Origin of the sequence: Desulfobacula toluolica Tol2 (assembly GCF_000307105.1) — a bacterium.
Classification (GTDB): domain Bacteria; phylum Desulfobacterota; class Desulfobacteria; order Desulfobacterales; family Desulfobacteraceae; genus Desulfobacula; species Desulfobacula toluolica.
In genome coordinates, this window is sequence record NC_018645.1 from 2,679,460 (window position 1) to 2,705,265 (window position 25,806).

A 25,806-nucleotide genomic window follows, 5' to 3' on the forward strand; every position below is an offset into this window, starting at 1 on the left:
ATTTCAATGATTAACAAAAACAACAATCTCCGTTATGGAAAATTCAGATTTGGATTGGTTGAACATAAAAATGTACTGGAAGATACTTTTCGAATGCGTTATGAAGTCTATGTCCGGGAATTTGGTTTTGAAAAAGCAACCGATCATCCCGGCGGACTTGAAACAGACGATTATGAAAATGATTCGATCCATTTTGCCTGCCTGAATGAAAATGATTCAGTGGTTGGAACCATAAGGCTGGTATTGGATTCAGATAAAGGCTTTCCCATTGAACATGCCGTCAAAACAAGCTTTGTCGGTGAAAAACCTGACAGATCAAAAATTGGTGAAATTTCAAGACTGACTGTGAGTAAGGATCTTAGACGAAGAAAAGAAGACGGGATGTATGGCGTGGAAGCCTATCTCAAAAAAAAAGAAGGAGGGGTGTTGCCTGATGACGGCTCCATTCCCGCTGAAATGCAGGGAAGAAAAAATCCCATTATTGTACTGGGACTCTACCAGGTCATGTACCATGAAAGCCGAAGACGCAGTATAACCCACTGGTACATGATCACAGAAAAAAAAATATTTTACGCCCTGAAAAAATACGGGTTTCTATTTCACCGGATCGGAGAGTCCGTGCAATATCATGGTGAAAGAATTCCCTATCTTGGGATTATTGATGAAATTGAAAAAAATTTGATTAAAAATGATCCGGATATGCTTAACATCATGCTGGCAGGACTTGAAAAACAATATCATCCGTCCCTTAAAATTGATCAGGCTAAAAATGAATAAATATTGTTTTATATTAAAAATATTGTTTCTTGCCGTCTTCATAGGCATTACGGGGGGTAACCTGCTGGCTGCTGCCCAGAAAAAATTAACAGGCCATTGGATTGCACAACAGGTTTTTGACAGAGACCGTGGTAAAAATTCAATTTCATCTGCTTCTATGGTTTTGGTCAACAAAAAAGGCAAGAAAAGATCACGAACATTTACAAACCTCAGAATTCTGGAAGATGGATTGGAAAAACAGCTCATCAGATTCACCTCTCCTGCAGACATTGAGGGTACGGGCTTTCTCACCATAGAAAAAACCGGGGATGAAACAGATCAATTTTTATATCTCCCAGCATTGAGGCGCACCAGAAGGATTGTATCCTCCCAAAAATCTCACAGGTTTGTAAACAGTGATTTCACGTACGAAGATATGGAAAGACATCCGGTTGATAATTATACTTATGAGCTGAAAGGGGAGAAAACAGTCGAAAACATCGAATGCCATATCCTTGAAATCCGGCCTAAAAAAAATATTGCCTCTCAGTATTCTTTGACGAAAAGTCTCATTTCAAAAACCTCATTTGTGCCGGTTTTTGCAGAATATTTTGACCAAAAAGGCAAACAGATAAAAACCTATAAAGCTCTTAAACTGGAATTACAGCAAAACATCTGGACAGAATCCATCGTTGTGATGGAGGATTTAATTAAAAATCATAAAACCTTTATAAAAATCCAGCATATTGAATATAATACCGATATTACTTCAAAGCAGGTTTCAAGGGCTGCTCTTGAAAACTATTAACCCAAATCATTCTCTATCTATCATTATTTTGGCATTATGTTTGCTTTAACCCTATTTAACATTTTATTAAAAAATTTATGCATGCTTAAAATTTCAAAAAATACCATTATATTAACACCCTTTATTTTTTTAGGGGTACTTTCTATCTTTCTTCCTACAGAAATCCATGCACAACCTTCAAACAAAACCATACAGCCTTCATTTGATATAACCGCCCAAAACGAAACTCTGGAAGAATCGATCTTTGATGAAACTGAAGACATAAAACATAAAAAAACGGAATTGAATTTTTCCGGTTCTCTTATTTTGCGGCCATCCATTGATATGGATCATGATAAAACAAATGAAAACAAAACCAGTTTTAAAAACAAAATTATTCTTGAAGCCAACTACAAGAAAAAATTTGTCATATCCGGGATTTCAGATTATCTGTTTTTTGGGAGTCAAAATGAAACAGATGATTATGATATAAATTTTTATGAATTATATTTTAAGCATCGTATAAATTATTTTAATATCTCCGTAGGAAAACAGATTAAACGATGGGGCAAGACTGACCAGATTAGTCCAATAGACACATTAAATCCTGAAAATACAACTGAATTTATTATCCCGTCCTATGACGAAAGAAAAATCCCTGTCTGGATGGCTGATGTTGTGTTCAAGAAGAATATTTTTTTTATTGAATGCGTATTAATCCCATTTTTCGAACCATCAAAATTCAACTATTTTGGAACTGACTGGGCAACCTTTTCCCATTTAAAAGAGGATATTAAAGATTCATCTCTTCCCTCCACCCTGAAATCCTATTTTGATTCTATAAAAATTAACGAAACCGAACCAAATGATAACGTGGACAGTTTTGAATATGCCCTGAGAGTGGGAGGAACGATTCAGCAATTGGATTTTGGATTTACCTATCACCATGCATTTGAGGATTTACCCTGTTTTAAAAGTTTTCCGGTTAAGAACCTGTCCCTGGAAAATCCAAATTCCATTCAAAGCCTGCTATCAAACCCGGGAAATCTAACATTAACAAATGAAAAAATTGAAGCCACATACCTGCGAAGCAATATTTTCGATTTTGAATTTGAAACCATAGTATCTGATCTGGGGATCAGGGGTGAGGCCGTGTGGAAGGACAATGAATCATTCCTGACCCGTTCATTTACTTCGCTCAGGAATCCTACATTTTTCTGGATTATCGGGGCAGATTATACCAGTTCAAATAATTGGTATTTCAACCTTCAATTCGCTCACCAACACATTTCAAATTATGATGCCTCCACTTTATTTTTCGATAGAGACACTTATTCACTTATTGGAGAGATCAACAAAGATCTGTTTTCCGACTGGTTAAACGCTGTTGTTCAATATACCATCATATTAAACGACGGTTCTTATTATGTATCCCCCCGATTGGTTTCCACTCATATTAAAAACCTGGAAGTGACCTTGGGTTTGAATCTGTTTGAAGGTTCTGACAACAGTATATTAGGTCGCTACGATGTAAACGATCAGGTTTTTATTGATTTGAAATATTATTTCTGATTTTTAATTCAGTGAAATTTCATGATCCTGTTGATGCTGAAGTTGATAAAAAAAATCAAGCAGGGATTTAACATTGAAAAAGCTACCCAGCCGTGGTTTTCAAAGAAAAAGTTTATATCTTTGAATTCAAAGTCAACGAACTCACAAAACCGGCACAAATGAAATCAAAAAAAACCCTTCCAAAATTGAAGAAGATTCATAAACCTTCTCAATTTTGATTGGTTTCAACACCCCTTAAAAGCTCTATCGCCCAGCTCACAATCTGCTTGCGTCGTTCTGCAAAAGAATCCGGAGACCAATCACCATAATCGTTTTCGCCCCAAGCAGGAGCTTTGCCCAGATTTTGCTTGAATAGACGAAGTTTCTGTTCGATCCGAACAGATTTTTGATTGCCTCTTGCTTTTTCTGAAGCAATCAATTTGTTTAGTTGATAAATATACTTATAATCATTGATACCTTCTCTTATGGTCTCCCAGGTAGGCGTGGAGATTGGCCCGTGAACACCGGGATACGCCACCATGACCTCCGAACCATCCAAAACAGTAAAAGGATTGCCGTTGCACCCCTGGGTTACCTGAAAGGTCCAGGGAACAACCCCATCCACATCCCATCGCCAGGCCCCAAACCCAAACACATACCGCACATAGGCCCTGTTTTGGGTAGAGAGTGCATCATTCGGATAAATCCACCACTGTTTTCCCACTTCCCGTATTTGTTTTGCCTTGCCGTCACTGCGGGGAGGGAGAGTGCAGATAATATCCACGTCATGCCACTTACGGGTGATAAGAGTTTTGAACCCCCTATCTCCGGCTATCCTGTTCAGGAATTTGCCGGCATCAATTCGGTCCTCACGGTCCGGTTCATCAACGGTTTGGACAATTAATTTATTTTTGGGAATGCCAAACGCACTGGCCGTCTTTTCATATACATCCAGAAGAAAACGAAGCCGTTTTTCCGCTGTCTGCCCATCATAGTTCAGGATACTTCCTGGATGAAAAACTTTTGCCGACTGCAATAAATGGCCTAAATACCAGCAAAACGGACCCGGGAATTTAAGGTCGGCATAGGCTTTTAAACTTGCCTCCAGACTCCGCAGGACAGGCTCTCCATTTTCATCTCTCCTGAAATAAAAATAAGAGTGCGGATACATCATCGTCATGCCGTGAGCCCTTAAATCCTCACATATGGCTAATCCATTTTGGCGGATCAATGCCAGCTCATCATCGGACCATATATCATTATCGAGCTCGTAAAATTCATAGCTCATCATCATGCCGTACTGAATATCCGTATCTGTCAAACAAAAGGGAAGTACCTTGACAATCAACGGAATCTTTGTTTGGCTGCCGGACTCCGGAATAATGATAATGGTGCCTTTATATTCGCCCGGCCGAACATCCGTCGGAATTTTCAGCGTCAGCCAATATCTTTGGCTGCTTCCCTCATAAATGACGGCATCTGCGGAGCGAATAATCTTAGGCCCCCAACGGTAATCTACCGTTCTTTCTTTCTTCTTAATATTCACTGTTTCTGTTAAATACCCGACGGTGCCCACCCGTATTGAACCGGCAGGCAACACCCCTTGCTGCCCGATACAGTCAGAGACTTTGACCTGTACTCTCCCGAGATTCTTAAGCGCCTTTATGGATAAAGTAATCGGCCTGAATTCATCTCTTGCCGCCGCCACATGTATAGACGAAACAATCTCGGCCGGGTTCGGCTTTGTGTATGGGAAAACCCGATCCAAATAATTTTTCTGAAAAACAACATATTCAGTGCTGCCCCAGGGCCCTTTTACAGGATCGGCGGTCAGGTCATCCGGGTTGCCAATAGATTCAGACAGTTCAACGTACCGGGGGCGATCATATGTTTTTCCCAATCCGTCAAACCGCCTGGATAACTGGTTACTCTTAATCTTTTTTTCGATTCCTGCAAAAACAGTATTATTTTTATCAACAAGGTGAATAACAACCCTGAATCTCCCTTCGGGAATCGTAAAAGGGCGGTCTTTGTCCACCGGCCCGTCAAAAAGGGAAAATTGAAACTCCAAATTATCCCCCTTTGGAGCCGGATAAAATATCTTGTCCCTTGATATCATCCGATCATCAAAATATAGTTCTCCCTGTACTTGTGTATCTTGCGGCAAAGGCGAAATCCGGGAGGAAAACTTAAAACCGACTATCATAAACGACCTGATAACCAGCTCATCCAAAGGAACAGCACGATCCCTTACCAGATATGATATAATCTCTATATCCGGTTCCTTGCCATGATGACTATCAATCGAACCTAACAAACCACAAATGACCATGGCCAATACTGCCGATATAACACCGAATTTGATAGCACTCATATTATCTGTATTATCGCTTTCATCTTCCTGCTCTTCCCTTGAGCGCCTTGTCTGTTTTTATTTCACCATTTTGTAAAACCTTGAGATGGGCATTCTGCGATTGTCTATCAAAGGTAAGCGTATATTCTTTTGATGCGCCTTTTATATTAAGGGAAATAAAATTATCTCCATCATTATATTCTATGTTCTCCATCAGTGCCACTTTTGTACCGCCAACTGTTTCCTTGTCACAAGGACGCAAGACAGTGAGAAACACATCTGCATTTTTTTTCTCTAACGGTTCGACTTCCATGCGCCAGGAGCCATGCTGCATATGGTAAGGTCCTGCATTAGCTACGGATTCTCCGTGCATCTGCCATTGATTGTATTCGGCGTCCATGAATTCAAAGGAATTGGCATTTGCGTGATTACTACGGATGACAACAGCCCCCTCCGGCAATTCAGGAATCCCGTACCGATAGGGAACCATCATAAGCGATTTTTTAGCGTGGTCTACTTTTTTTATTTTGCCCCACCCTCTGTAAAAGATATCATCCACCTGCCAGTGAGGGCGTCCATGGGTCGACTTGGAATACGGGTCACTGGTCGGTTCCAGATAAACAAAATCTCCGGAATTAAACCCTTCTGTATTTTCAATAAAAAGCAGCCCCCCTTTTTGATACGGTCTGCTTAAATTTGACTGTCTGGTTCCGTATGGATCAACGCCACCCACAACACGAACGATCCGTTTTTCAGGCAAAAGCGTCCTGACTACCAAACGGCCGTCTGACGGGCCGAAATTCCAGCCGCGAATGGTAACTAATTTCGTATCCCTGGATTCTGAAATCCCGCCGAGAAGGTCGCCTGTCAGTTCTATGCCCCTCCTTTTTCCAGGAATCTTTTTTGAATAAGGAACTATGCCATCGAAGATTTCTCTTCCATCAGGTTCAGGTCTATATATGGAATGTAGAAGCCACCGCTTCGGATATTCTGACTTTTCAGAATTCACCCGGTCAAAAATAACAACATACTCTTCTGGACGCAAAAAAATAATGGTTCTCGTAACACGTGACACTTTGGGCCTGTGATTTTCACTGGTCACATAAGTGCAATTGTAAGCGCGGGTGATGTCGGCATGCACATAATCATATTCGCCCGGCATGCTTTCAAAGTTTGCAATGCCTCCCAGAAAATGATCTTTGTCCTTAACCATTTCAGCAGACTTCACAAACCTGCCCCATCGCTGCCCTCCATCATTGCTATACCCGTACCAGACAGGGTCTGTTTTCTCTTTATCCAGATTTTCACCAGGTCTATAAACAAGAAGGCTGTTGTGTGCAACGCTTCGAAGGGTGTAATTACCGCGATGCGGTGTTTCCTCATACTGCCCGCTGTCTATGGCCAGCCATCCTTTTTTATATATTTGAAAACTCCCCTGATCACGATGGGAATGGCTGAGCATGTGGCTGGAAGCTTTAAACCACACCAATGTGGCGTCAGGGTCTTCCCAGGCACTTCTTATTGTTACAACGCCCGCGCCTTCGGGCCTTCCGTCAGGAAAATCCGGCAGCATAGTCGGTCCTGAATTGGGCGATCCGGAACAAAAGCTAAGGGGAAGCTTGGCTTCCTTTGGAGATTTTGCCGCCACAAGTCCATCTCGAAAGATTAAATCCCAAACCAGATTCGGACCCGGGCTAATCCATCTCCTCGTTGAAACCGGACCGCCGAATGCAGTGACTTCGAGACCTCCCTGCTGCTGTATCTGCCAATTGTATACGGCCGCCAAATCGTTTTTTCCCTGTCTTACAGACACTCCCTGTACCAGGGCTGTAATCGTATTGGTCCCCCGACTCGCAACCGGTGAGTATCCAACATAGCGGTAATCCCCGTAGCGAACCAGCCCCCCCGGCCTGTCAATCCTGCCATTTGCATTGTCATACCGTACATGTGTCCGGTAAGGCAGCATATTATAGAGCCAAAAAAGGGGATACCCTGTAATATAGGTGGTTCTGTCAAACAAACAGTTTTTACTTGCCGTTTCCCAGGCAGCTAAAGGCCATAACCTGCCGGGATAGGGGGCCTTGCCATACATTGTCCCATCTGGCGTGGCACCTCCCTTGCAAGCCGTCTCCAGCGTGACGACATGCTGCCCCAGATGCCAGGATGCGAAGAAATCAACATACGAGTTAGCTTTCTTGTCAATCCGCTCCGCCTGCAATTTATCATTGGTAAAAATATCTGCCCCATCATTATAAAATGCCAGGCCATAGTATGCAAACACTTCTCTTGCACCGCGCCAGCGGTTGCCCATACTTTTTTTCAACAGGTCTTTTTTTTCATCGCAGGCTGAAATAAAATGGTTAATGACCACCGCCCTTTCTTCTTTTGCCATTGCAGAATACAACCAGTCATAACAGGAAATAAACCGCGGAGAGTATCGTTGGAAATAAGACAGATCCTTTGGGGGATGAAGTTTTAGCAACAGATCAGCACCCAGCCTTCCATATTCGGCAATTGAACGTTTGGAGTAGTCAAAACCGGGAATTTCTCCAATAATATGAGCAAATGCCAGAATCATGCAATCAAAGGAAGACGGTTTCTTTTTCCCCGGTGTATATTTATCTGCGTACTTTTTAATCGCAGTATAGTATTTTGATTGCACCCCTCGTTTATCTCCACATCTCTTTCGTATCTTCGGAATTTTTTGTCTTGTTATGAACAGCCGTGGATGCTCTTTCATTATGGTATATGGGCTATACGTGGTTTCCTTGGAATCAGCATTTAAATTGCCTGGATCAGCCAGTCTTGGGTAAACAAACAAAATGATGCAACTCATCAGAATAAAGAGAAAGCTTTTTGTTTTTTTTAAGTTTACCATTTTTTTTGCACCATATTCTCCACCAACCGGAGCAGACGCTCTGACTTTTCCATGCCCATGAGGGCCTCATGCCAGTCTGGCGGCAGTTCAACCTGGTATACATCCACATCTCCACCTGATTTAAAAGGGGTACCCCAGTTGGAGGCAAAAAAAATCTTGTTCCCGAACCGCCCAAATGTTGCAAAGGGGTCATCATTATAGCTGCCCCGGTTGACGTGTGTATGGCAAATTCTCCAGATTCTAGGCAAGGGATTCTTTCTTCGCGTCAACTCAACAAGATGAATGGAATATTCGGCCCAGTGGGTTTGAATATCAGGAGCGATATGATACGTAGAGACTAAGCCCCAACCGGGTGTAAATATTGCACTCACGTCGAAATGCATTCCCATGCCTTTTGGTCCGCCGATTTTATCACTCAGCACAGTTTCCATGCCTGTTTCCAGATCACACATGGCATAACAACCATCACTCTGCCCTTGAGGGCTATAGGTTCTCCCTCCTGGATAAAAAATGACTTCCCGTCCTTCATCATCCAGCCCGATATCGCAATGCCATCCACCGCCATGGGTCAATTTAACCGGTGGTTTTGAAAATTTGCGATCATAGACCAGTACAGGGGCGGTTCCTAACAGAACATATTTCCCTGAAGGACTCATTCCGACCCAATTACCTGCACCCTGTCGTTCGAATCCCGGAATGGGCAAATCAAGTTTTCCAGTTATCCGTTGTTTAACCCGATCATAGCAAACAACTGACTTATGGGCCCATTTGTCTCCGCCTTTGGGTGCCCTCACAAGAAAGGCGAAATACCGGCTGTCGTAGGAGCAGTTCCCTTCTTCCGCCATTGTAATTGATGTCGCATCCGGAAACTCGTTTCTGAAATCGTGTATAATTTTGTATTGATCGGTTTTGATATTATAAACAGAGAGGGCTGTTGGGGGGCGAAAATGAAAATAGAAAGTGTATGGATCATGTGAATCCCAACGAGCTTCTATGGGGGCGTTCCAATTAACGGCCTTTGTACTCAATGTTTTAATTAAAGTTAAACTTTTTGAATCATAAAGCAATTGTCCGCTGCCCCTGGAACCCTGAAACAGTAGAAAATTACCTGTGGCGTTGTCATAATGATGCTTCGGGTAGCTGGTGTGTACTAATGAACCATAGTTTTTTTTCGGCCAATGACGCAGTTGGTCTTTTTTCCGGTCGCTAATTCGGGTTATCTTGGTTCCAAAAACCTTATCAAAATAGGAGATGCCTTTTTGTGGTTTACTCATATCAGGCAGCGGGTAGAGTTCTTTGTCGAAAACATACCGGTGAGTTTTTATCCGCCCTTTTTCCTGGTATGAAAAACGCAACCCTTCATATTCTCCTGTTTCCTGTCCCCATGCCGTAAATTGCCAGAGCAGCAGCAAGACCGATGAAAAGAAAAAGCCCCAAAGCATGCTATGGGGCTTAATGTCAAAATTCATTTTTCACCTCTTTCAGGGTTCAGTGTCCATGATCATTTAATCAAAGCAGACCCAGAACCCTATTCATTTTTTATCAACAAATGACTCGACAATAATTTTCTCCAGGTCGAGAGATATTTCCAGAGGTACCTCTATGTTATAATCATCCTTATACACAAAAGAGGGCTTTTCCTTATACGCATAATGGTGCCAAACGGGTGAAAATTCTGTAATCAGAAAATGGTCTTTTTCAGGTATAAGGTCAATATTCAACCATGAAGCGTTAAGATCTTTAGCAAGTTTAACTGACAGATCGATAGCCTTCTGGGGCACCTTCCCCCATACCCCTATACCGCCATCGTCTATATTGACCTTCCACTGTTCTTCATAGGCCTGGTGACGCCAGTGGGCCTCTACAACCTTGTAATTGCCTGTGACTGTTTTTAAGTCCCTGTCGATATGGATAAATTTCTGTGCTATAAGGGGGGGAGAAAGAAACGGATAAAGCATTCTTTTTTGTTTAATCAGATAGTAATAAAAAATCCTCTTTTTCAGCAGTCTAAAAAAATAATTCAGTGAAAACCCGTTAACAAAATTAAATGTCGACAACTTATAAAAAGAAATTAATTCTTTTAAAGAGTTTACCCTATAAACAGAACCTCCACCGGCACCATATCTATTTTTAATCACCATTGGATAACCGAGTTTTTTATCGGCTAATTTAACTGAATCCATTGAAAAAAGCGGATAAGTCTCGGGGATAGGGTATTGATTATGCTTTAAAAATAAATATTGTCTGTATTTGTCATTATAATAAGGAATAATCTTCGGGTCAGGGAACATACCAATATCCGGGTACATCGATTTGATATGTGTCAAATTATCATAAACATCCTGAAGTGCAAGTGGATAGCTGGAACTGTATTTAAAGGAAGGATAATAAATAACAAAGTCGATACTGCTGTAATCAAAATCAATCCATTCATTATCTGAAAAATCGAGTACAATACAATTTATCCCGTGATCCTCTAACGTACGCTTGAAGTCAGAAAACCGTTCCTGAGATTTAAAAAGCACTGCTTTCTGCATAAGCTATCCTTTCTTTTTTTGTTGATAATTATAGATTGCTTGTCTATACACAGCCTCCTGTTTCTCTTCGATTTTTTCCCAGTCATACGTCCGGGCCAGGTCACGTGCATTCTTCTGCAGGAGCTCTCTTTGTTTCGGATTATTCAGCAAATGAACTACCCTGTCGGCAAAATCCTCCGGCGTATCTCCTATGAAAATATCCTTTCCATCCGTAACATTCAATCCCTCACATCCAACTCTGGTCGAAACTATGGCTTTTCCCATTGCCATCGAGTCCAGTATCTTCAACCGGGTTCCGCTGCCGATTCTGATGGGAACCATCAACACCATGGCCTCATCCAGATAAGGACGGATATCGTTTACAAAACCCGTTGTTTTAATGTTTTTGTCCTTTTTTTCCGCTTCAGTTATTTCTGTCGGTGGAGATGTTCCAACGAATATAATGCGGACATCCGGGCATTTCATTTTCAGTACTGGATATATATCTCGCATAAAATACAACACCGCATCCAGATTTGTGTGGACATCCATGTGGCCGATCCAGAGAACCGATTTTTCAATTTTGTTTCGCCCTAATGGTTTAAAAAAATTTGTATCCGTGCCGTTTGGCACCACAACTATTTTGTTCTCCCCCCCCATTGCTTGTAAAATGTTACGGTCAATCTCGGAAACAGCAACGCAACAGTCAAATTTTCGCATTGCAATGCGCTCAAATGCTTTTAATTTAATATATTGTATTCCGAGATAAATTTTCTTTAATATATTTTTTTCATTTTGACACCACCTGAAAAGCCGAAGGGATTCGACATTATGGTTGACCAATATCTTGGGTATATCACTGAATTCTTGTTCATATGCAGTCAATGGCAGCATATCCACATGCACCAGGTCTATAGTTCCCTTTTTTAATATCTCCTGTATCTTACGCCGCATCAACGGGAAATCGTATTTTTGTGCAACAAAAGGCTTTAAAGAAAAAAGGTTTTTTATAAGGGCAGAAACAAGTTTGAACCTTGATGCATCTGCCGGGATTCTATACGGGTAAACTGCTTTACATATGGATTTGAGATGGTCTATATTTTCCGACTTCAACTCTTCATCAAGTTGGATATGCGTAACAAGTGTTACATTGTGCCTTTTGGCCACCCCCCTCATAATATGATAGGTTCTCAAACTGTGCCCACTAATCAATGGGTATGGGCTTCTTGTTGAAAGAAATAAAACATTCATTATTGGCCTTCTTTTTTAACTCTGTCTTTTAACCATTAATTGCGAACTTAAATGTGCAACAATTCCCATAAAAACCCAATAAATCAGCATAAGATTGTAATACAACGATTGATCGCCGGTAATGCTTCCGACAAGATGGACACTCACACATAAAAAAAAGCCTAGTCCTATCCCTTTATAAAGACTGTTTTCAGCATACAGGTATAGTATAAATCCCTGCCGTAAAATGACGAATATAAATATGATAAAAACCAACATCCCCATTAATCCCTGCTCAGCTAATATTTTCATATACAAACTATGGGTGATCATCCCCTCAACATGCCGAAACGTATCAAACCCGATACCGATGAACAAATGATCTTTAAAATATATCTTCGCCTTGTCCCACAACTCTTTTCTGCCTACCGTATCAACGCTGACGCCTCCAATCCCGATAGCATTTGATGTCACACTCTCTTCAATTACGGTAGCCTTTCCCAAAAATGTGCTGTCGATTCTTTCAACGACCGAATTAGGCAAAATATAGCTGTATCCTATAATCAAAACAACCAGCAGTAAAAGTAATTTTCGATCTTTTATCATTCCGAGCAAAAAGAGACCTGCGATCATACAGATATATGCAGCTCTCGAGTAAGAAAATAGGATAGGATATAGATTGCATGCAGAGACGAATAATATAAGCCACTTGATTTTTTTATCCTGCATAAAATAAGAAATACCAATTAAAAGAAATGTGTACATGGAATAGAAAACACCTAATTCATTTGGTCCCAGGAAACTAAAAGGCCCTGATATTCTGATATCATTACTGTAATGCTCTGCTTTTATCCATCTGAAGGTGCTGTAGAAATTAAAGTCCATGGCCAGCATGGCCAGGCAAATGCAAACAATTAACAACTTAATATTTTTTTCATCTCTCAGGTTGTTCATCGTTATAAAATACATGAGCGGTAGAATCATGTAATTCTTCCATGCCATCAGCCGTGTAAGGTTGATATCAGCCGGCAACGCCATGAAAGTGTAGCCCCTGATCAGGTTTACGACACTGTAAATCACTATTAAAAAAACAGCCGCGTTAACCGGTGATCTTTCAATAATCCCCCGTCGCTCTCTTGCTACATTTACAAACCAGCCGAAAACCATTGCTATCAACATCCAATCCGCCATGTTATTGCCACCGGGAAATTCAGATATTTTTTGCATTACAGCAATAATAGGTACAAAAGTAACAAAAAAAAATATTCCAATCTCAATTCGAGCGATACTAAACAGCATTACAGGAAATGAGAAAATGTAAGTAATGAGTGGAGCGAAAAAAGTCAGCATAATATTATATTTGAAAAATTTAATATTAAAAAAAGCTTCTGCATTGTTCACCTATTTATTTTTACCGGTTATAATTTTCCCCTCCCAAACAACTGGGAACCCGACCTTGGTCATCGCTTTCCAACCGCCGTCAACAAGGCATGTCCGCCTGTAACCTTTTTTTATTAATCTCAGCGCAACACTTGCGCTTGTTCCTTCATTTGCTCAGTCACAGTATACAATAATCTTTTTGTTTTTCGATATCGGCAATTTTGCCATAGAAATACGATCAAGATCTTTTTTCCCATCCCCCGGCAAATTGATTGAGCCTAAAATATGGTATTTTTTATATGTTCTTTTATTCATAGCATCGGCAATTATTACCTTACCACTTTTATACATGAGAAGAGCCATTTCCGCACTAATTCTAGGAACTTTTGACAATAAGTATTGCATTCTTTTATCCTTATCGCTGTCCGCTTCCAAAAAATTTGGAAAGATTAAGCACATAAGGAATAAGGGTATAAAAAAAATTTTAACCATGAACACCTCTGTGTACTTTTTTAAAAACAATTTTAGCCAATTCCCCAGCAAACATAAACAATGGCCCAGTTATGTGAACTCTTGGCAGATCGTATGGACTGGTATTTCCATTTACTATACCAAAATTAGTTGTAAGCACGCTTCTAAAATTTTCGTTTCTGCAAAACACCCTGAGTTCCTCTGTAAAATCTCCTGGCTGACCATTTGGTATGGCAAAGTGATTTACTTTGTTTTTTATAAATTTTTCTATCTCTTTTCTGGACAAGTAAATTTCAGCTTTTGCTTCTTTTGTTTTCATTTTACTCAACGTCGGGTGAGTCATGGTATGGGCACCAAAAGTAATTCCATTTTCGCTCATTTCAACAATTTCAGACCAGTTTAACATCATTCTTTCGTGGCATTTTGTTCCATCGTTATTGCCCAAATACTGTATTAAACGGTTCAAATATTCCAGTTTCAAATTATGATCAAGATAGAGCAGTTTCAAATAAATCTTGTGAAGAATAGATAACCTGCTTGCTGTATCTGAAATGTTAATGATATTATTGCCGAATAATTCCGGAAAAAAGAGTCGCTTTTGATTTGTTTTTTCAAGGGCCATACCCAACTCATCCACCCATGGAGCTTTTGAGGTACCGATCAAACCAGAAGTTAAAAATATCGTGGCAGGGATATCAAGTTCTTTTAATATCGGATAAGCAAAATCATAATTATCCTTGAATCCGTCATCGATAGTGATGACGATTGTCGTTTTTTGAAACCGTTCCTTTTTTCTCACTTTTTCAACAAGATTATCCAAAGATATAACATCATACCATCTGTTTATATAGTGCATCTGTTTTCGAAAAAATTCGCTATCCAGCTTGTGAAGAATTGAATTGTTCTTCTTATCGGCAAACCTATGATAAAATAAAACAACACATTTATTTTGTTTATTGAAAAAGAGCAGCCATAACTTAAGGAAACCGGAGTAATAGATTACAAAATAAAAAATTGTTTTAACCGCTTTTTTAAACTTTATTTTCACTCTTAAAAATGCCCATCTTTCTGATAGAAATAATTTTTAATCTGAGTTCTGCATCCAAGCAGACAACCAAAAAAAAATATATTGTCGCGCCCAAAAATATTTTACTGACAAAATCTACCAAAACAGTGCCAGTACTAATATTGTTAATTGCCAAAAACATCATACCTGCTGAAAAAGTGTACATCACCAACCGCTTATACTCCAACGGAAAACTAAATTCCCTCATGGACAGGAAGGTTAATACCAGCGTATAACAAATGTAAGATATCAAGGTTGCCTGGGCTGCACCAACAATTCCGTTCTTTGGAATTAAAAACAAGTTAAGAAATACATTCAGCGCGCACGTCCCCCCCATGACATAAGTCAGTAAATGTGTCTTTTTCTTAATAAAAAGCCCTGAGTTTAAAATAATCGTACAAGCGTATATTGCCTGGCCCGTTACTACATAAGGCAGTACGGGATAGGCCTCAATATATTTTGATGAGGCCAGCAGTCTTATTAAATCTTTGCCAACGGCAATAAACCCGAAGACCACAGGCACTATTATAAGCGAAAAATATGTAAACAATTTCGTAAAAAATACTCGCGTCTCTTCCTCTCCCTTATTCACCAAAATTTTCATATAAATGGGAGTCATTGCATAATTAATAGGATATATGATCGCATCGGTTAGATGCGTTGCCAAATTATATCCGGCCGTATACAATCCAAGCATGTTAGATCCGATATATATCTGTATTAAATACCTGTCGATGTAGTTCAGGATCAGGTGTCCCAATTCAGCCCAAACAATCGGAAATCCAAAACTTATGGCATTTCTCAACACACCATATGAAAAGAATGATTGCTTGATTCTTATATGTCTGCGCAAATAGATTAAGAGAATCAATAAAATTAATAGCCAGACAGCCGCCTGGCCCAGATAAAACCCGTACAGGCCGTTGTACATATAGAGTGTGAGGAAAATGCCGAGTCCAATGGCACCATATCTTCGAACCGTTACAATAATATTATATGATTTTGTTCTCTGCTCCGCTCTCAAAAAACTTTTCAGCGTATCTGTCGCAGCGCCAACTAATACCAATAAAGGAAACAACCAGATTAATCCGGACAAGCTATTGTCGACAAACTTCGCGAAAAAATAATCCCAGGAAATGCCGAAACCCAATGATACCGTTGCGGCAAATATCAATACCCCAAAAAAATTGGTTGTATAAAAAAGGGCTTTTTGATCGACAGCTTTATACTCTTGGTAAAAACGGACAATTGAATTCGGAATGCCAAGTTTGGCGATGGCAATGGCAAAAAAAAGAGTTGTATTGATCAGCCCGAAAACACCATACTCTGTAACTGAAAAAATCCTTGTTAAAATGGGGAAAGAAATAAGCCCTGCAGCCATCATAAATATGTGCCCACCCAAGTAATGAGATGCTTGTCTTATTAACGATCTGATTTCTATCAAGTTTAAATCCTACCCCAAATGTTATCGAATGCTTCTATCATTTTTTCTATATGGATAGGTTCGATATTCTGATGTATCGGAAACCCCAAAAGGTTGTTTTTTAAAAATTTTGCATCAGGGAAGTCTTCCCAGGTTACTTTGGGATGGAAACGATCCCACCAGGGATGGGAAACGATCCCTTTTTCTTTCAGTGCCTTATACACCAGTTTCCTTTTATTCTCTTTCTCCAGAATTATCGGGAAAAGCAGGGGGCATTCCCCAGGCTTTAATCTGCCGAATAGCTTGACACTCAAGTTTTTGTTCTGAAAATATTCATACATTAAATTATAATTTCGCACCCTGGTCTTTATAATTTCATTGTAGTCTATTGTTTTAATAATGGATCGGGATTTTTCTGAAATTCCCCACTGTTCAATCTCCTCGATATATTCATATGTATCTGACCTCGCAAGCCATAACGCATTGGGCATTAAATATCTTCTTACACCTGCCAAACCTTTCCTAAATCCATTTAGAATGACTAAGCAGGAGGACAGTGCCGCCTGCTCAGCCCATTGTTTACAGCGCGATTTCTGCTCAATAGGTTTTTGCAGTATCAAGTCAGCTGTCATCAAAAAAGTTGAAAGTTTATCAGGCTCTCTTCTGGTAGCAATTCTATTATTATTGTTTTTTTTTTGTGTTATTAAACAGCCTCCATTTGGTATGGGGATACTTTTCAAAAGGCTGAAAAACGCGGCATCTCCAAAAGTGCCCAGTGGTTTGTTTCCATGTCTGCTCATAAATGCGTGTGAGCAGTCTTCAATTAACGCCACTTTCTTTTCTTCACATATTTTTTTTAGTGCCCCGATTGGTTGTGCCATGCCAAAATAATGGATTGCTAAAACGGCTGAGACATTTCGACCGATTGATCGTTCAATGAATGCTAAGTCTGGGTTAAGATTTCTGTCAACGTTGTAAAATATCGGTATGATGCCATGATGATAAATCGGCTCCAGTTCAATGCCACAAATGTATGCCGGCACAAGTATTTTTTTACCCGGTTTTATATTAAGTGATTTTAAAGCCCCGGCAAAAGCATATCGCCCGGAATAATAATATTCACATCTCCTTTGATCCAGCGGAAAAATCAGTTTAGGCTTTTTTGTTACTTTAATGTAGTCCCCGTATTTGGGTTTTCCGCTTATTTTTTTAATCATTATTCTGGCTCTGGTAGTTATGTATGATGAGGTTGCTTTCCCGAACGGTTATTTATAAATTTATAAATTATTCCATATAAGTTTTTGTTTCTCTTAATTGCCGGCCATATTTTAAGATCACAAATTGACGCTATCCTTCCCTTTAAGCTATTGTTATAAATAATTAGCCCTCTTCTCTCTCTTCTATTTTCCATCCATCTTTTTTTGTATGCATCATCTCCACGAAGAAAGTCTATTTCCACGACTTTATCTGTATCCAGAACATATTTTATCATCTCGGTTAACCAAATTCCACCCACACCCAGACTGAGAAATTCTTTATCGTACGCTGTTTTTTCAAAACAGGCGACCTTATTGTGAACAATTGCAAACCCAGCGGCAACAGGTTTATCCTCTATCATTACAATCCCCAGTCTCAACAGACCTTTTCGGGCAAAACCATTCATCAAATCAATATAAAAATGCGGTCCTACACTCTCATTTTTTTTCCAGCTTTTACTATAAACATCAAAATAAATATTAATATACTCTTCGATCCCATCAGGGTGTTTAACCATGATAAATTGCATTTCACCCTTTTTTCGCGTTTTCTTATAATTTTTTTTTATACTAGCCCGCAAGTTTCTTGAACGATTTTTGAAAAATATGTCACTCGATATTGCTTTTCCCCTTGAATACCAATTACCAAAACATGAATATGGTTTTGTTTTATACCTGCGATTTGATACTATCCATTCATTTATCGCTTTATATAAATCATGCTCCTCAGGAATTGCATCAAAATCCATGATATCCCATTTGATATTTTTAGCTATATAATTAAAAAACCGGGCTACGAATTCTTTCCGCTCGGATAGGTCTTTACTTTTAAAAAGGAATAATTTAACAGGTGAATATACATTTCCTATGATTTGCAGTTTAACGACATTAATCCCCTTATATCTCTCTTTTTTGATAATTAGAGGGGCAATCCCTTGAATTTTATTGCCTTTATAAATTAAAAAAAAATGAACTTGATTTTTTTTCTTAAAATGCTTCAACCATAACACAAACCAATCAAAATCAAGATATGGTTGATATGAATCTTGCAACAACGCAAGTGAATCAACTTCAACTTTAAAATTTGCTAATTCTTCAAGACTTGTTACATCTTTTATTTTCCAATTATTTTTCATGGTAACAATCACCAGTGTCCGACTCAACTTTGTTAAAAAGCATATAACATTTGGTTGACTACAAACAACATCATTAGCATAATTCTCACTTCAACATGATTGTTCCTTTGATTATTTCTCTATTGATTTTCCACAACAGCGATTTAATGGAATCATAGCCGCTGACGGAAATTCTAGGGATATACATCGGATGGGCATGCTTATTTACAAGTCCTGACGCTGCAAGATAACCGAATTGATATCCGTTTTGCCGACAGCATCTTGTGACACACGAATTAGTATCACCGTTGGGGTAAGCAAAATGAATGACGGGCTGTCCCAATAATTTTTCTAAGAATTTCTTTGATTCAACAAGATTCATTCTCAAGTCTTTAGCCGTTAGATATGTCAGAATTTCATGCCGATGAGAATGGGAGCCGAAATGGCACAATCCACTGCTTTGCATCCGGCAAATCTCGTTCTCGACAAGTGGTCGATATTTCAGGATAATCTCTTCTCTGACATCTGGAAAGTTTTTTCTAAAAAAACTAATCACCCTTTTAATTTCCGGATCTGTTGCATTTCCTTTCGTTTTTATGTCCACCAAAAGCGTTTGGATGTCATTCCAGCGTTTAAGACCTTCTGAGGGGAAAAACCGATAATCCCGCAATCCCAGATACCGAAGATCCAGTGAAGTGATTTTATAAATTTGAATGGATGAAATGATCCAATCAAACCAAAATGGCTCGCCCGAAAGGGTATGTCCTGTGGATATGAAAAACAGTGCGGGAATCTGAAATTTCTTTAAAACAGGAAGTGCCAGTTTGTAGTTATTGACAAAACCATCGTCAAAGGTCACCAAAAAATTTAAGGTATCTTTTCTCAAAGTATCCTTCTGAAACAGGTCTGACGGCTGAATAAACTGTCCCAGTTCCAATAACTTGCGTATTTGAAACTCAAAAGAACTCTTCTTTACCCTTAACCATGATCTGAAATCATCATCGTCACATAAATCATGATACATCAATACAACCACAACAGCATGCTTATGTGATTTATTCATGATTATAGTTAAGGTTTGATTGCCAAGTATCTGCTTTAATTTTTTTTTTACCATGGGGCCATTGCACGACCACCCCGATCAGCCGATATTAGGATGGCCGCGGTGATCACAACCACCTTTCATTATTGAAATATGGTTTAAAACCGGTGTAGTTGCACCGAAAACGACCTTGCTCTTGGAACGAATCTTTAGGGCAAATCGGTTTTCGTGTCAAGCGTATTGCTTGGGTTGATCGGATGCAACAGGCACCAAATTGTCGAAATGATCGTTTTGAAAAAATATTTAAAAAAAAAATGGCAGCGATACTGGAAACAGAAACTGGACATCGAAGGTAATTCAGCATCCGGATCGTTAAGGGCATCAATGTCCTGAACATTATCAACCATCAATTGGAAAATTAGCGCAAACGTTTACAATAGTCTTTTATGACAGCATTATATATTGCAATCTGGTTTTTTATACCTATACCCAAAGGTAGCATTTTAAAAAAATTTTGATGTCGTGAATATATTGCACTTCTAATTGCATACTTTACATAATCTTTTGATACATCTATTATTTTTTGGTGCTTTTTATTTAATAAATGTTTTGAATAAAGATCAATTTTTTTTAAATACTTTATTTTATCAGATTCTTTTACTAAGTCAGGTATTCCATTTTCATTAATTGTACAGGGAACAATATCCACAATTTCAACCTGATTCTTACCTAAAGCTAAATGCACTATAACTGTCCACCTTGAACCTTTATATGGTTCTGAAAAAATAAAATTACCTAAGCTATAAAAAATCAATTTATTATTGTAAGTTTCTATTCCTTGTACAAAATGCGGATGATGACCTAATATACAATCAGCTCCTGATTCTATAATTTGATGAGACATCTCAATCATCTCAATTGTAGGATAATGAACATGTTCATGTCCCCAGTGCATGGAAACTATTAGACAGTCAACTTTGTCTTTAAGTTCGTTTATTTCTGTAATACTTTTTTCTCTCCCCTTTTTAATAAATTTTGCAGGCCCTTCTATTCCTTTACCAGCATAACCAATATGAGGACCAAAAAGATAACTATATGAAAGAAACCCAACGGTAATATTATGCTTTTTTATTTTAACCGGAAATTGCCTGTTATTTATTGAATTACCACTTACTCTGATACTATGTTTTTTTAAATTTATATGTGTTTTACTAAAGGCTTTGGCACCATAATCAAATACATGATTATTCGCAATGGATAGAACGTCAAATCCAATTCTATGAAGTTCATGAGAAATAAATTCTGGTGCACAAAACGTAATGTGAGGATTTTTACCACTGAGGGGCTTTCCAACATCAGATATAGGAGTTTCCAAGTTACCAAATAAAATATCTTTTCCCCCAAAAAAAGGCTTGATTTTTTTGGAAATAAAGTATCTTTCATGTCTTTCAATGTATTTTTTTACTTCTCTAGAGAACATCATATCGCCTACAGCAACTAATCTGATCATTTTTAACGCTTCCTTTTTATAATGTTCTCAAATAGAACCTTTTCAAAATTTTTTATTAATAATTTTTCAGAAAAGTGATTTTTTATTCTCTCTTTTGAATTAACCGACATACTCTTACGCATAGTATTATTCATTATAATTTTGTGAATTGCGGATGCCAGTGCGACAGAATCCTTTGGTGGTACAATATATCCTGTTTTACCATTAATAACACATTCAGGATTACCACCAACACCTGTAGCCACAACTGGTAAACCAGCAGTCATGGATTCTAAAACAGAATTGGACATACCCTCGCTAAGGGAAGGGATAACGGAGATATCCATTTTTTTTAAAACAAACGGAACATACTCATGAGAAATATTCCTCGTAAAAGTAATAAAATTTTCTAAGTTATTATCTTTAATATACTGCAAAATTTCTTCATAGTAACTTCCCTTATGATCATATACAATGCCGATAAAATAAAGGTGAAATTTAATATTATCTTTTTTTAATATATTTACTGCTTCAACCAAATATTTTTGTCCTTTTATCGGGCGTATGTTAGCAAGACAACAAATCTTAGTATATTCTTGGGATATATCACATTGAAATATATCACCATTTTTTTGTTGGGAGGTGTTAAAATTTTTAAAATTGACTCCGTTAGGGATTACTGTTATTATATTTGGTTTTATTTTTTGTGTTTTTACTACTTGGTTTTTAACTGCAGATGAAACCGCTATAATATGAGAAAAGATATTATTAATGATACGATATGTCTTTATGTGTCTGCTTTTTAGATTATAACCCATATCACGCCTACTTGAAATAACAACCACTCCTGTTAAAAATTTAATAACAGCACCTAAATAATCGGATTTTAAATGGTATGTAACAAGCACATCAATTTTTTTTGTTTTTATTATTTTAACAAGTGTGAAAAGTGATTTTAAACCGTTAAATGAATTAATCTTTTTAAGAGATAAATCTTTTAAAAAGAAACCATCATTTCTCATTAAAGTAGCGAGTTCTCCACCTTTCATGCAGGAAATTAGAACTATATGCCCGCGTTTTCTCAATCCTTTTGAAAGCATGTATAAGTTCTGTTCTGCTCCGCCAGTTCTTTTTAGGAGTTCAATTAAAAACAATATTTTTAATTTTTTATACATAATGAGACCTTTACACAACCAACATGATTCGGATGGTTGATGCTCTATTTTTCCTATAACCTCCCCCTACAGCCCCTCCGAAACCACCCAACCCAAGGCAGGAATGATAAAAAAAATACTAATTCATTTTGTTCTATACACGGCAATATCTATATTCTTATTGAGTTATTCGTTGTAATTCTTTTTTTTAAAGAAATAGCGAACCAATTGATTAACATGAAAAACGAAAGGCATTGGATCATCGGTTGAATAGTAGGCTTCGATTCTATTCCCTCTAACGGATTTAATCCATTGAAAAATAGTTTTACGATTAAATAATACATCTTTTTTTACACAAAAGTTTTTAAAATCACTTATAATATCGACCCATTTAATGCACATTTTATTATCTTTGTAAACATCTATAGGATGACCCAACAAATCAGAATATGCAATTTGGGCAAAATTGATTCCGGCTTTAGTAGGTAAGCTATTTTGTACCCATGGTCTAGTATTAATTTCAATTACTTTAAATTCATTATCATTTAAATCATATGCATATTCTATCTCGCATAAACCTTGATATTTAATTTTCTTCAAGAAGTCTAAAATAATGTTACCATAGTTTTTCACAGAAATATCATTGCAAGTTTGAACCAGAGTGCCGATTCCAAAATCTGGGTTTTGGTGTAATTTTTCTGTAAAATAGGTGGCTTTGATATTAGAATTACGGTCTATATATGCATATGCTGAATATTGAGCCTTAAGGTTAAGCAATTCTTGTGTAATGCAGTCAATATTTAAGCGAAGAAGCTTAAGTGCGACTTGTTTATACATTTCACGAGTATCTATTTTAATTGCCTTTTTTCCAAGCTTTTGCAAACTCCTAAATCCCACAGGTTTAAAAATACATGGAAATTTAATGAGGTCTAAATTGTCATTTAAAGATGTTTTATCTGAAAAAATTTTTGGGTGGGCAATATGATAGGCGCTGAATAATTTGTAAATCCGGGCCTTGTTATTAATAGTCTCGATAATATTATCACAGGGGTTAGAGAATAAATAATTTTTTTTCAAGACATTTGAGTGTTCAGAAATAAACAATACAAACTCATCAGATGTGGGAAATAAAACTTGTTTGTGATCTGAATGGCGATTATTGAAATAAAGGAATTTAAGTAATTGGTCTTTATCAGCAACAACTATTTTTTTGTTGCAATAGCGAGATTTGAATCCAACCTGCTTAGAATCAAAATCGATTCCTATAACAAGTATATTGCTGCGGCCAAGATTTCTAGCCACATGTAATCCTGTGATATTCATGCCCAAGATTATTGCTTCTACACTTTTTGATTTAATATTATTCATATAACGATTTTTTTGATTCCGATTAAAAGTCGGATCATAAAAATTTTGATTGAATAACATTTCCCAATAATTCTCCAACTTAAATTTAAATACATATTAACGGATGCTTTGTTCCAAGTATAAATAATTCCAACAAATTCTTTATATCCATCTGATTTTAAGATTTGCATCATTTTGGACATTAATAATTGTCCTAATCCTTTTTTCCTATGAGATGCAGAAATATATGAATTAAAACTAAATGCTTTTGACTTTTTAAGAGTGATATTTTTTTTAAATTCAGGAATATAAACATTGTTGATTCCACTCCAGGACCAACCAACAATTGAATCCTCGTATTCTAATACAATAAAATAATATCCATGAATCAGTCTTTTCTTTACTTCATCTATATCAAATGGTGGTTTAAAATCCATTTTCATAATCGCCTTATTAATCGCGTGAATATCATATGACTTAACGTTTGTTATTTGCTTAACAGTATACTTAGGATGTTCAACATTAAATTTCAGAGGATCAATCTTGAATAATGTTTCAAGATTGACATAAATGATAAAAAATTTTTTAATATCAAAAAAATTTTTTATATTTATAGTGATCATAACTCAACTTTCGGGATTGATTCCCAAAACAATCGATTGAATTCTCCGGCCTATCGAGACCCTTGCTGACATCCAAGTTTATTCCGACAAAAACCCCATGAAAAGATACTATGGTCGAGATATTTTTTTATACAAACGCAATTATAAGAACAGGTAAAGTAATTAAAAACCGTTTTTCACCCATTGAAATACTTTGCTTTTTGCCGACAACAAAAAGGGATGTTTTTCAATATTTGGTAGAATCGCAAGCATCAGAAATGCTAAAGAACGTCCTTTTAAATTATTATTGAAAATTGTCATTCCTTTTCTCTGTTTTTGAGTGGGTGTCCAGTCTTTTTTATAAGGCTCGTCCCCCCTTATCGTATGTATAATTCCAGCATTTTCCTTATCAATTATATACTGCATAAGTTCTGATCGTAAAATTGTTGTTGGACTAAATTTACTATATTCAAGGTCATAAACGGATTCCAGAAAGTAAACTGAATTTTTATAATTCATACGAATGTGGCATGATATGGGTAAATTATTAAAAAAAAGGATCGCAAACCTCAGCCATCCTTTTTCCATAGCAGATTTTCTAAGTTCCTTTAAAAAAAAATTGTCCTTTTCAGGATGTTTCCAACTATGCTCTCTAACATAATTATAGATGCGTATATAATCATCAAATTTATTTTTATTTGTACCATTTTCAAAACGCAAATCACCTTTACCTTGCAATCTTCGTTTTCTTTTTCCCAGCTCTTTTCTAATATTTTTAGAGCGTTTCTGAAGGTATTCACACCCTGAATAGCTTATTTTTTCCAACACCCAATCATTGTAACAAAAATATTCTCTTCGTTTGAATCCAATCGTATTTGCCACATTTTTCAAAATATTAAAATAATGATCTTCTTCAGGTATGGAATCCAATTCCATAATATCCCAATCTCTGTAAACATCAAAAAAGAAACGAAAAATCTTTAACAGACAATCAGACATCACTCTGATATCATGGTCTTTATAGATGATATTTTTAATAGGGGAATGAATATTTCCAAGCAAAGAAACAATTCTGGCTTTCAAGTTTTTTTTAAAAAAGATTGATTTTATATGCAATGGTGCAATAGCAACAACCCTATCCTGCTGATAAAGCAATAAAATAAAAAGTTCGTTATCTTTCAGGAAGTGCTTTATCCATATTCTAAACCAGTCAAAACACAAAAATGGCATATGTGTTTTCTGGTTTTCGAGCAGTTCGTCCCATACCGTTCTTAATTGATAAAAACTTTCCAGGTCAGAAACCACTCTGATGGAATATCCATCCGCTAAATGATATAGTTTTTCATTCATTGCATTCCGTATTTTTTGCAGATAAAATCACAGCAACAAT

General features: G+C 37.5%; 20 protein-coding genes and 2 pseudogenes. 4 read left to right on the forward strand and 18 right to left on the reverse strand.

Annotated elements, in window-relative coordinates:
• Positions 1–6: 6 nt before the first annotated feature.
• From TOL2_RS12355 to TOL2_RS12365, 3 genes are all read left to right on the forward strand, one after another.
• Positions 7–777, forward strand: a complete 771-nt coding sequence (locus tag TOL2_RS12355) for a PEP-CTERM/exosortase system-associated acyltransferase (protein WP_014957774.1) — start codon at positions 7–9, stop codon at positions 775–777.
• Positions 770–1,564: an outer membrane lipoprotein-sorting protein gene (locus TOL2_RS12360; RefSeq protein WP_014957775.1), complete on the forward strand. Its 795-nt coding sequence runs from the start codon at positions 770–772 to the stop codon at positions 1,562–1,564. Before TOL2_RS12355 ends, TOL2_RS12360 begins: the two co-directional genes overlap by 8 nt.
• Positions 1,565–1,645: 81 nt before the next feature.
• A complete protein-coding gene (locus TOL2_RS12365) occupies positions 1,646–3,115 on the forward strand; it encodes a DUF1302 family protein (RefSeq protein WP_148278111.1) in 1,470 nt (489 codons plus the stop codon).
• 208 nt (positions 3,116–3,323) lie between these two features.
• Here TOL2_RS12365 and TOL2_RS12370 read toward each other — a convergent pair whose 3' ends face one another.
• The 13 genes and pseudogenes from TOL2_RS12370 to TOL2_RS12425 form a co-directional block, all read right to left on the reverse strand.
• Positions 3,324–5,468, reverse strand: coding sequence for a hypothetical protein (locus tag TOL2_RS12370; RefSeq protein ID WP_051012370.1), 2,145 nt, complete (start codon positions 5,466–5,468; stop codon positions 3,324–3,326).
• 19 nt (positions 5,469–5,487) lie between these two features.
• Positions 5,488–8,325: a heparinase II/III family protein gene (locus tag TOL2_RS12375; RefSeq protein WP_014957778.1), complete on the reverse strand. Its 2,838-nt coding sequence runs from the start codon at positions 8,323–8,325 to the stop codon at positions 5,488–5,490.
• Positions 8,319–9,794: a hypothetical protein gene (locus tag TOL2_RS12380; protein WP_014957779.1), complete on the reverse strand. Its 1,476-nt coding sequence runs from the start codon at positions 9,792–9,794 to the stop codon at positions 8,319–8,321. Before TOL2_RS12380 ends, TOL2_RS12375 begins: the two co-directional genes overlap by 7 nt.
• A gap of 63 nt (positions 9,795–9,857) precedes the next feature.
• Complete coding sequence (locus TOL2_RS12385) at positions 9,858–10,862, reverse strand: ATP-grasp domain-containing protein (protein WP_014957780.1); 1,005 nt, start codon at positions 10,860–10,862, stop codon at positions 9,858–9,860.
• A gap of 3 nt (positions 10,863–10,865) precedes the next feature.
• Positions 10,866–12,092 carry a glycosyltransferase gene (locus tag TOL2_RS12390; RefSeq protein WP_014957781.1) on the reverse strand — a complete coding sequence of 409 codons (1,227 nt, stop codon included), beginning with the start codon at positions 12,090–12,092 and terminating at the stop codon, positions 10,866–10,868.
• Between the two features lie 15 nt (positions 12,093–12,107).
• Positions 12,108–13,262 (reverse strand): O-antigen ligase family protein, encoded by a 1,155-nt coding sequence (locus tag TOL2_RS12395; protein WP_158406107.1) that lies wholly within the window; start codon positions 13,260–13,262, stop codon positions 12,108–12,110.
• A gap of 363 nt (positions 13,263–13,625) precedes the next feature.
• Positions 13,626–13,856, reverse strand: a complete 231-nt coding sequence (locus TOL2_RS12400; protein ID WP_232507934.1) for a rhodanese-like domain-containing protein — start codon at positions 13,854–13,856, stop codon at positions 13,626–13,628.
• 79 nt (positions 13,857–13,935) lie between these two features.
• Positions 13,936–14,544: a polysaccharide deacetylase family protein gene (locus TOL2_RS12405; protein WP_408605417.1), complete on the reverse strand. Its 609-nt coding sequence runs from the start codon at positions 14,542–14,544 to the stop codon at positions 13,936–13,938.
• Between the two features lie 39 nt (positions 14,545–14,583).
• A pseudogene (locus TOL2_RS26000) lies at positions 14,584–14,778 on the reverse strand (polysaccharide deacetylase family protein); the annotation flags it as partial.
• Positions 14,779–14,953: 175 nt separating this feature from the next.
• Positions 14,954–16,372, reverse strand: a complete 1,419-nt coding sequence (locus TOL2_RS12410; protein ID WP_041279475.1) for a lipopolysaccharide biosynthesis protein — start codon at positions 16,370–16,372, stop codon at positions 14,954–14,956.
• 62 nt (positions 16,373–16,434) lie between these two features.
• Positions 16,435–17,628, reverse strand: a complete 1,194-nt coding sequence (locus TOL2_RS12415) for a DegT/DnrJ/EryC1/StrS family aminotransferase (protein ID WP_014957785.1) — start codon at positions 17,626–17,628, stop codon at positions 16,435–16,437.
• Between the two features lie 17 nt (positions 17,629–17,645).
• Positions 17,646–18,803 carry a GNAT family N-acetyltransferase gene (locus tag TOL2_RS12420; protein ID WP_014957786.1) on the reverse strand — a complete coding sequence of 386 codons (1,158 nt, stop codon included), beginning with the start codon at positions 18,801–18,803 and terminating at the stop codon, positions 17,646–17,648.
• Positions 18,804–18,888: 85 nt separating this feature from the next.
• A complete protein-coding gene (locus TOL2_RS12425) occupies positions 18,889–19,899 on the reverse strand; it encodes a polysaccharide deacetylase family protein (protein ID WP_014957787.1) in 1,011 nt (336 codons plus the stop codon).
• A 70-nt stretch (positions 19,900–19,969) separates the two neighbouring features.
• Here TOL2_RS12425 and TOL2_RS26160 point away from each other — a divergent pair.
• Positions 19,970–20,217, forward strand: a pseudogene (locus TOL2_RS26160) (ISH6 family transposase); the annotation flags it as partial.
• Positions 20,218–20,242: 25 nt separating this feature from the next.
• Here TOL2_RS26160 and TOL2_RS12430 read toward each other — a convergent pair.
• The 5 genes from TOL2_RS12430 to TOL2_RS12450 form a co-directional block, all read right to left on the reverse strand.
• Entirely contained in the window at positions 20,243–21,334 is a 1,092-nt protein-coding gene (locus TOL2_RS12430) for a CapA family protein (RefSeq protein WP_014957788.1), read from the reverse strand.
• Positions 21,335–21,336: 2 nt separating this feature from the next.
• On the reverse strand, positions 21,337–22,488 hold the full coding sequence (locus TOL2_RS12435; RefSeq protein ID WP_014957789.1) for a glycosyltransferase: 1,152 nt from the start codon (positions 22,486–22,488) through the stop codon (positions 21,337–21,339).
• A gap of 165 nt (positions 22,489–22,653) precedes the next feature.
• Positions 22,654–23,895: a carboxylate--amine ligase gene (locus TOL2_RS12440; RefSeq protein ID WP_041279478.1), complete on the reverse strand. Its 1,242-nt coding sequence runs from the start codon at positions 23,893–23,895 to the stop codon at positions 22,654–22,656.
• Positions 23,832–24,437 carry a GNAT family N-acetyltransferase gene (locus tag TOL2_RS12445; protein WP_014957791.1) on the reverse strand — a complete coding sequence of 202 codons (606 nt, stop codon included), beginning with the start codon at positions 24,435–24,437 and terminating at the stop codon, positions 23,832–23,834. Before TOL2_RS12445 ends, TOL2_RS12440 begins: the two co-directional genes overlap by 64 nt.
• A gap of 162 nt (positions 24,438–24,599) precedes the next feature.
• On the reverse strand, positions 24,600–25,766 hold the full coding sequence (locus tag TOL2_RS12450) for a GNAT family N-acetyltransferase (protein ID WP_014957792.1): 1,167 nt from the start codon (positions 25,764–25,766) through the stop codon (positions 24,600–24,602).
• Between the last annotated feature and the right edge of the window lie 40 nt (positions 25,767–25,806).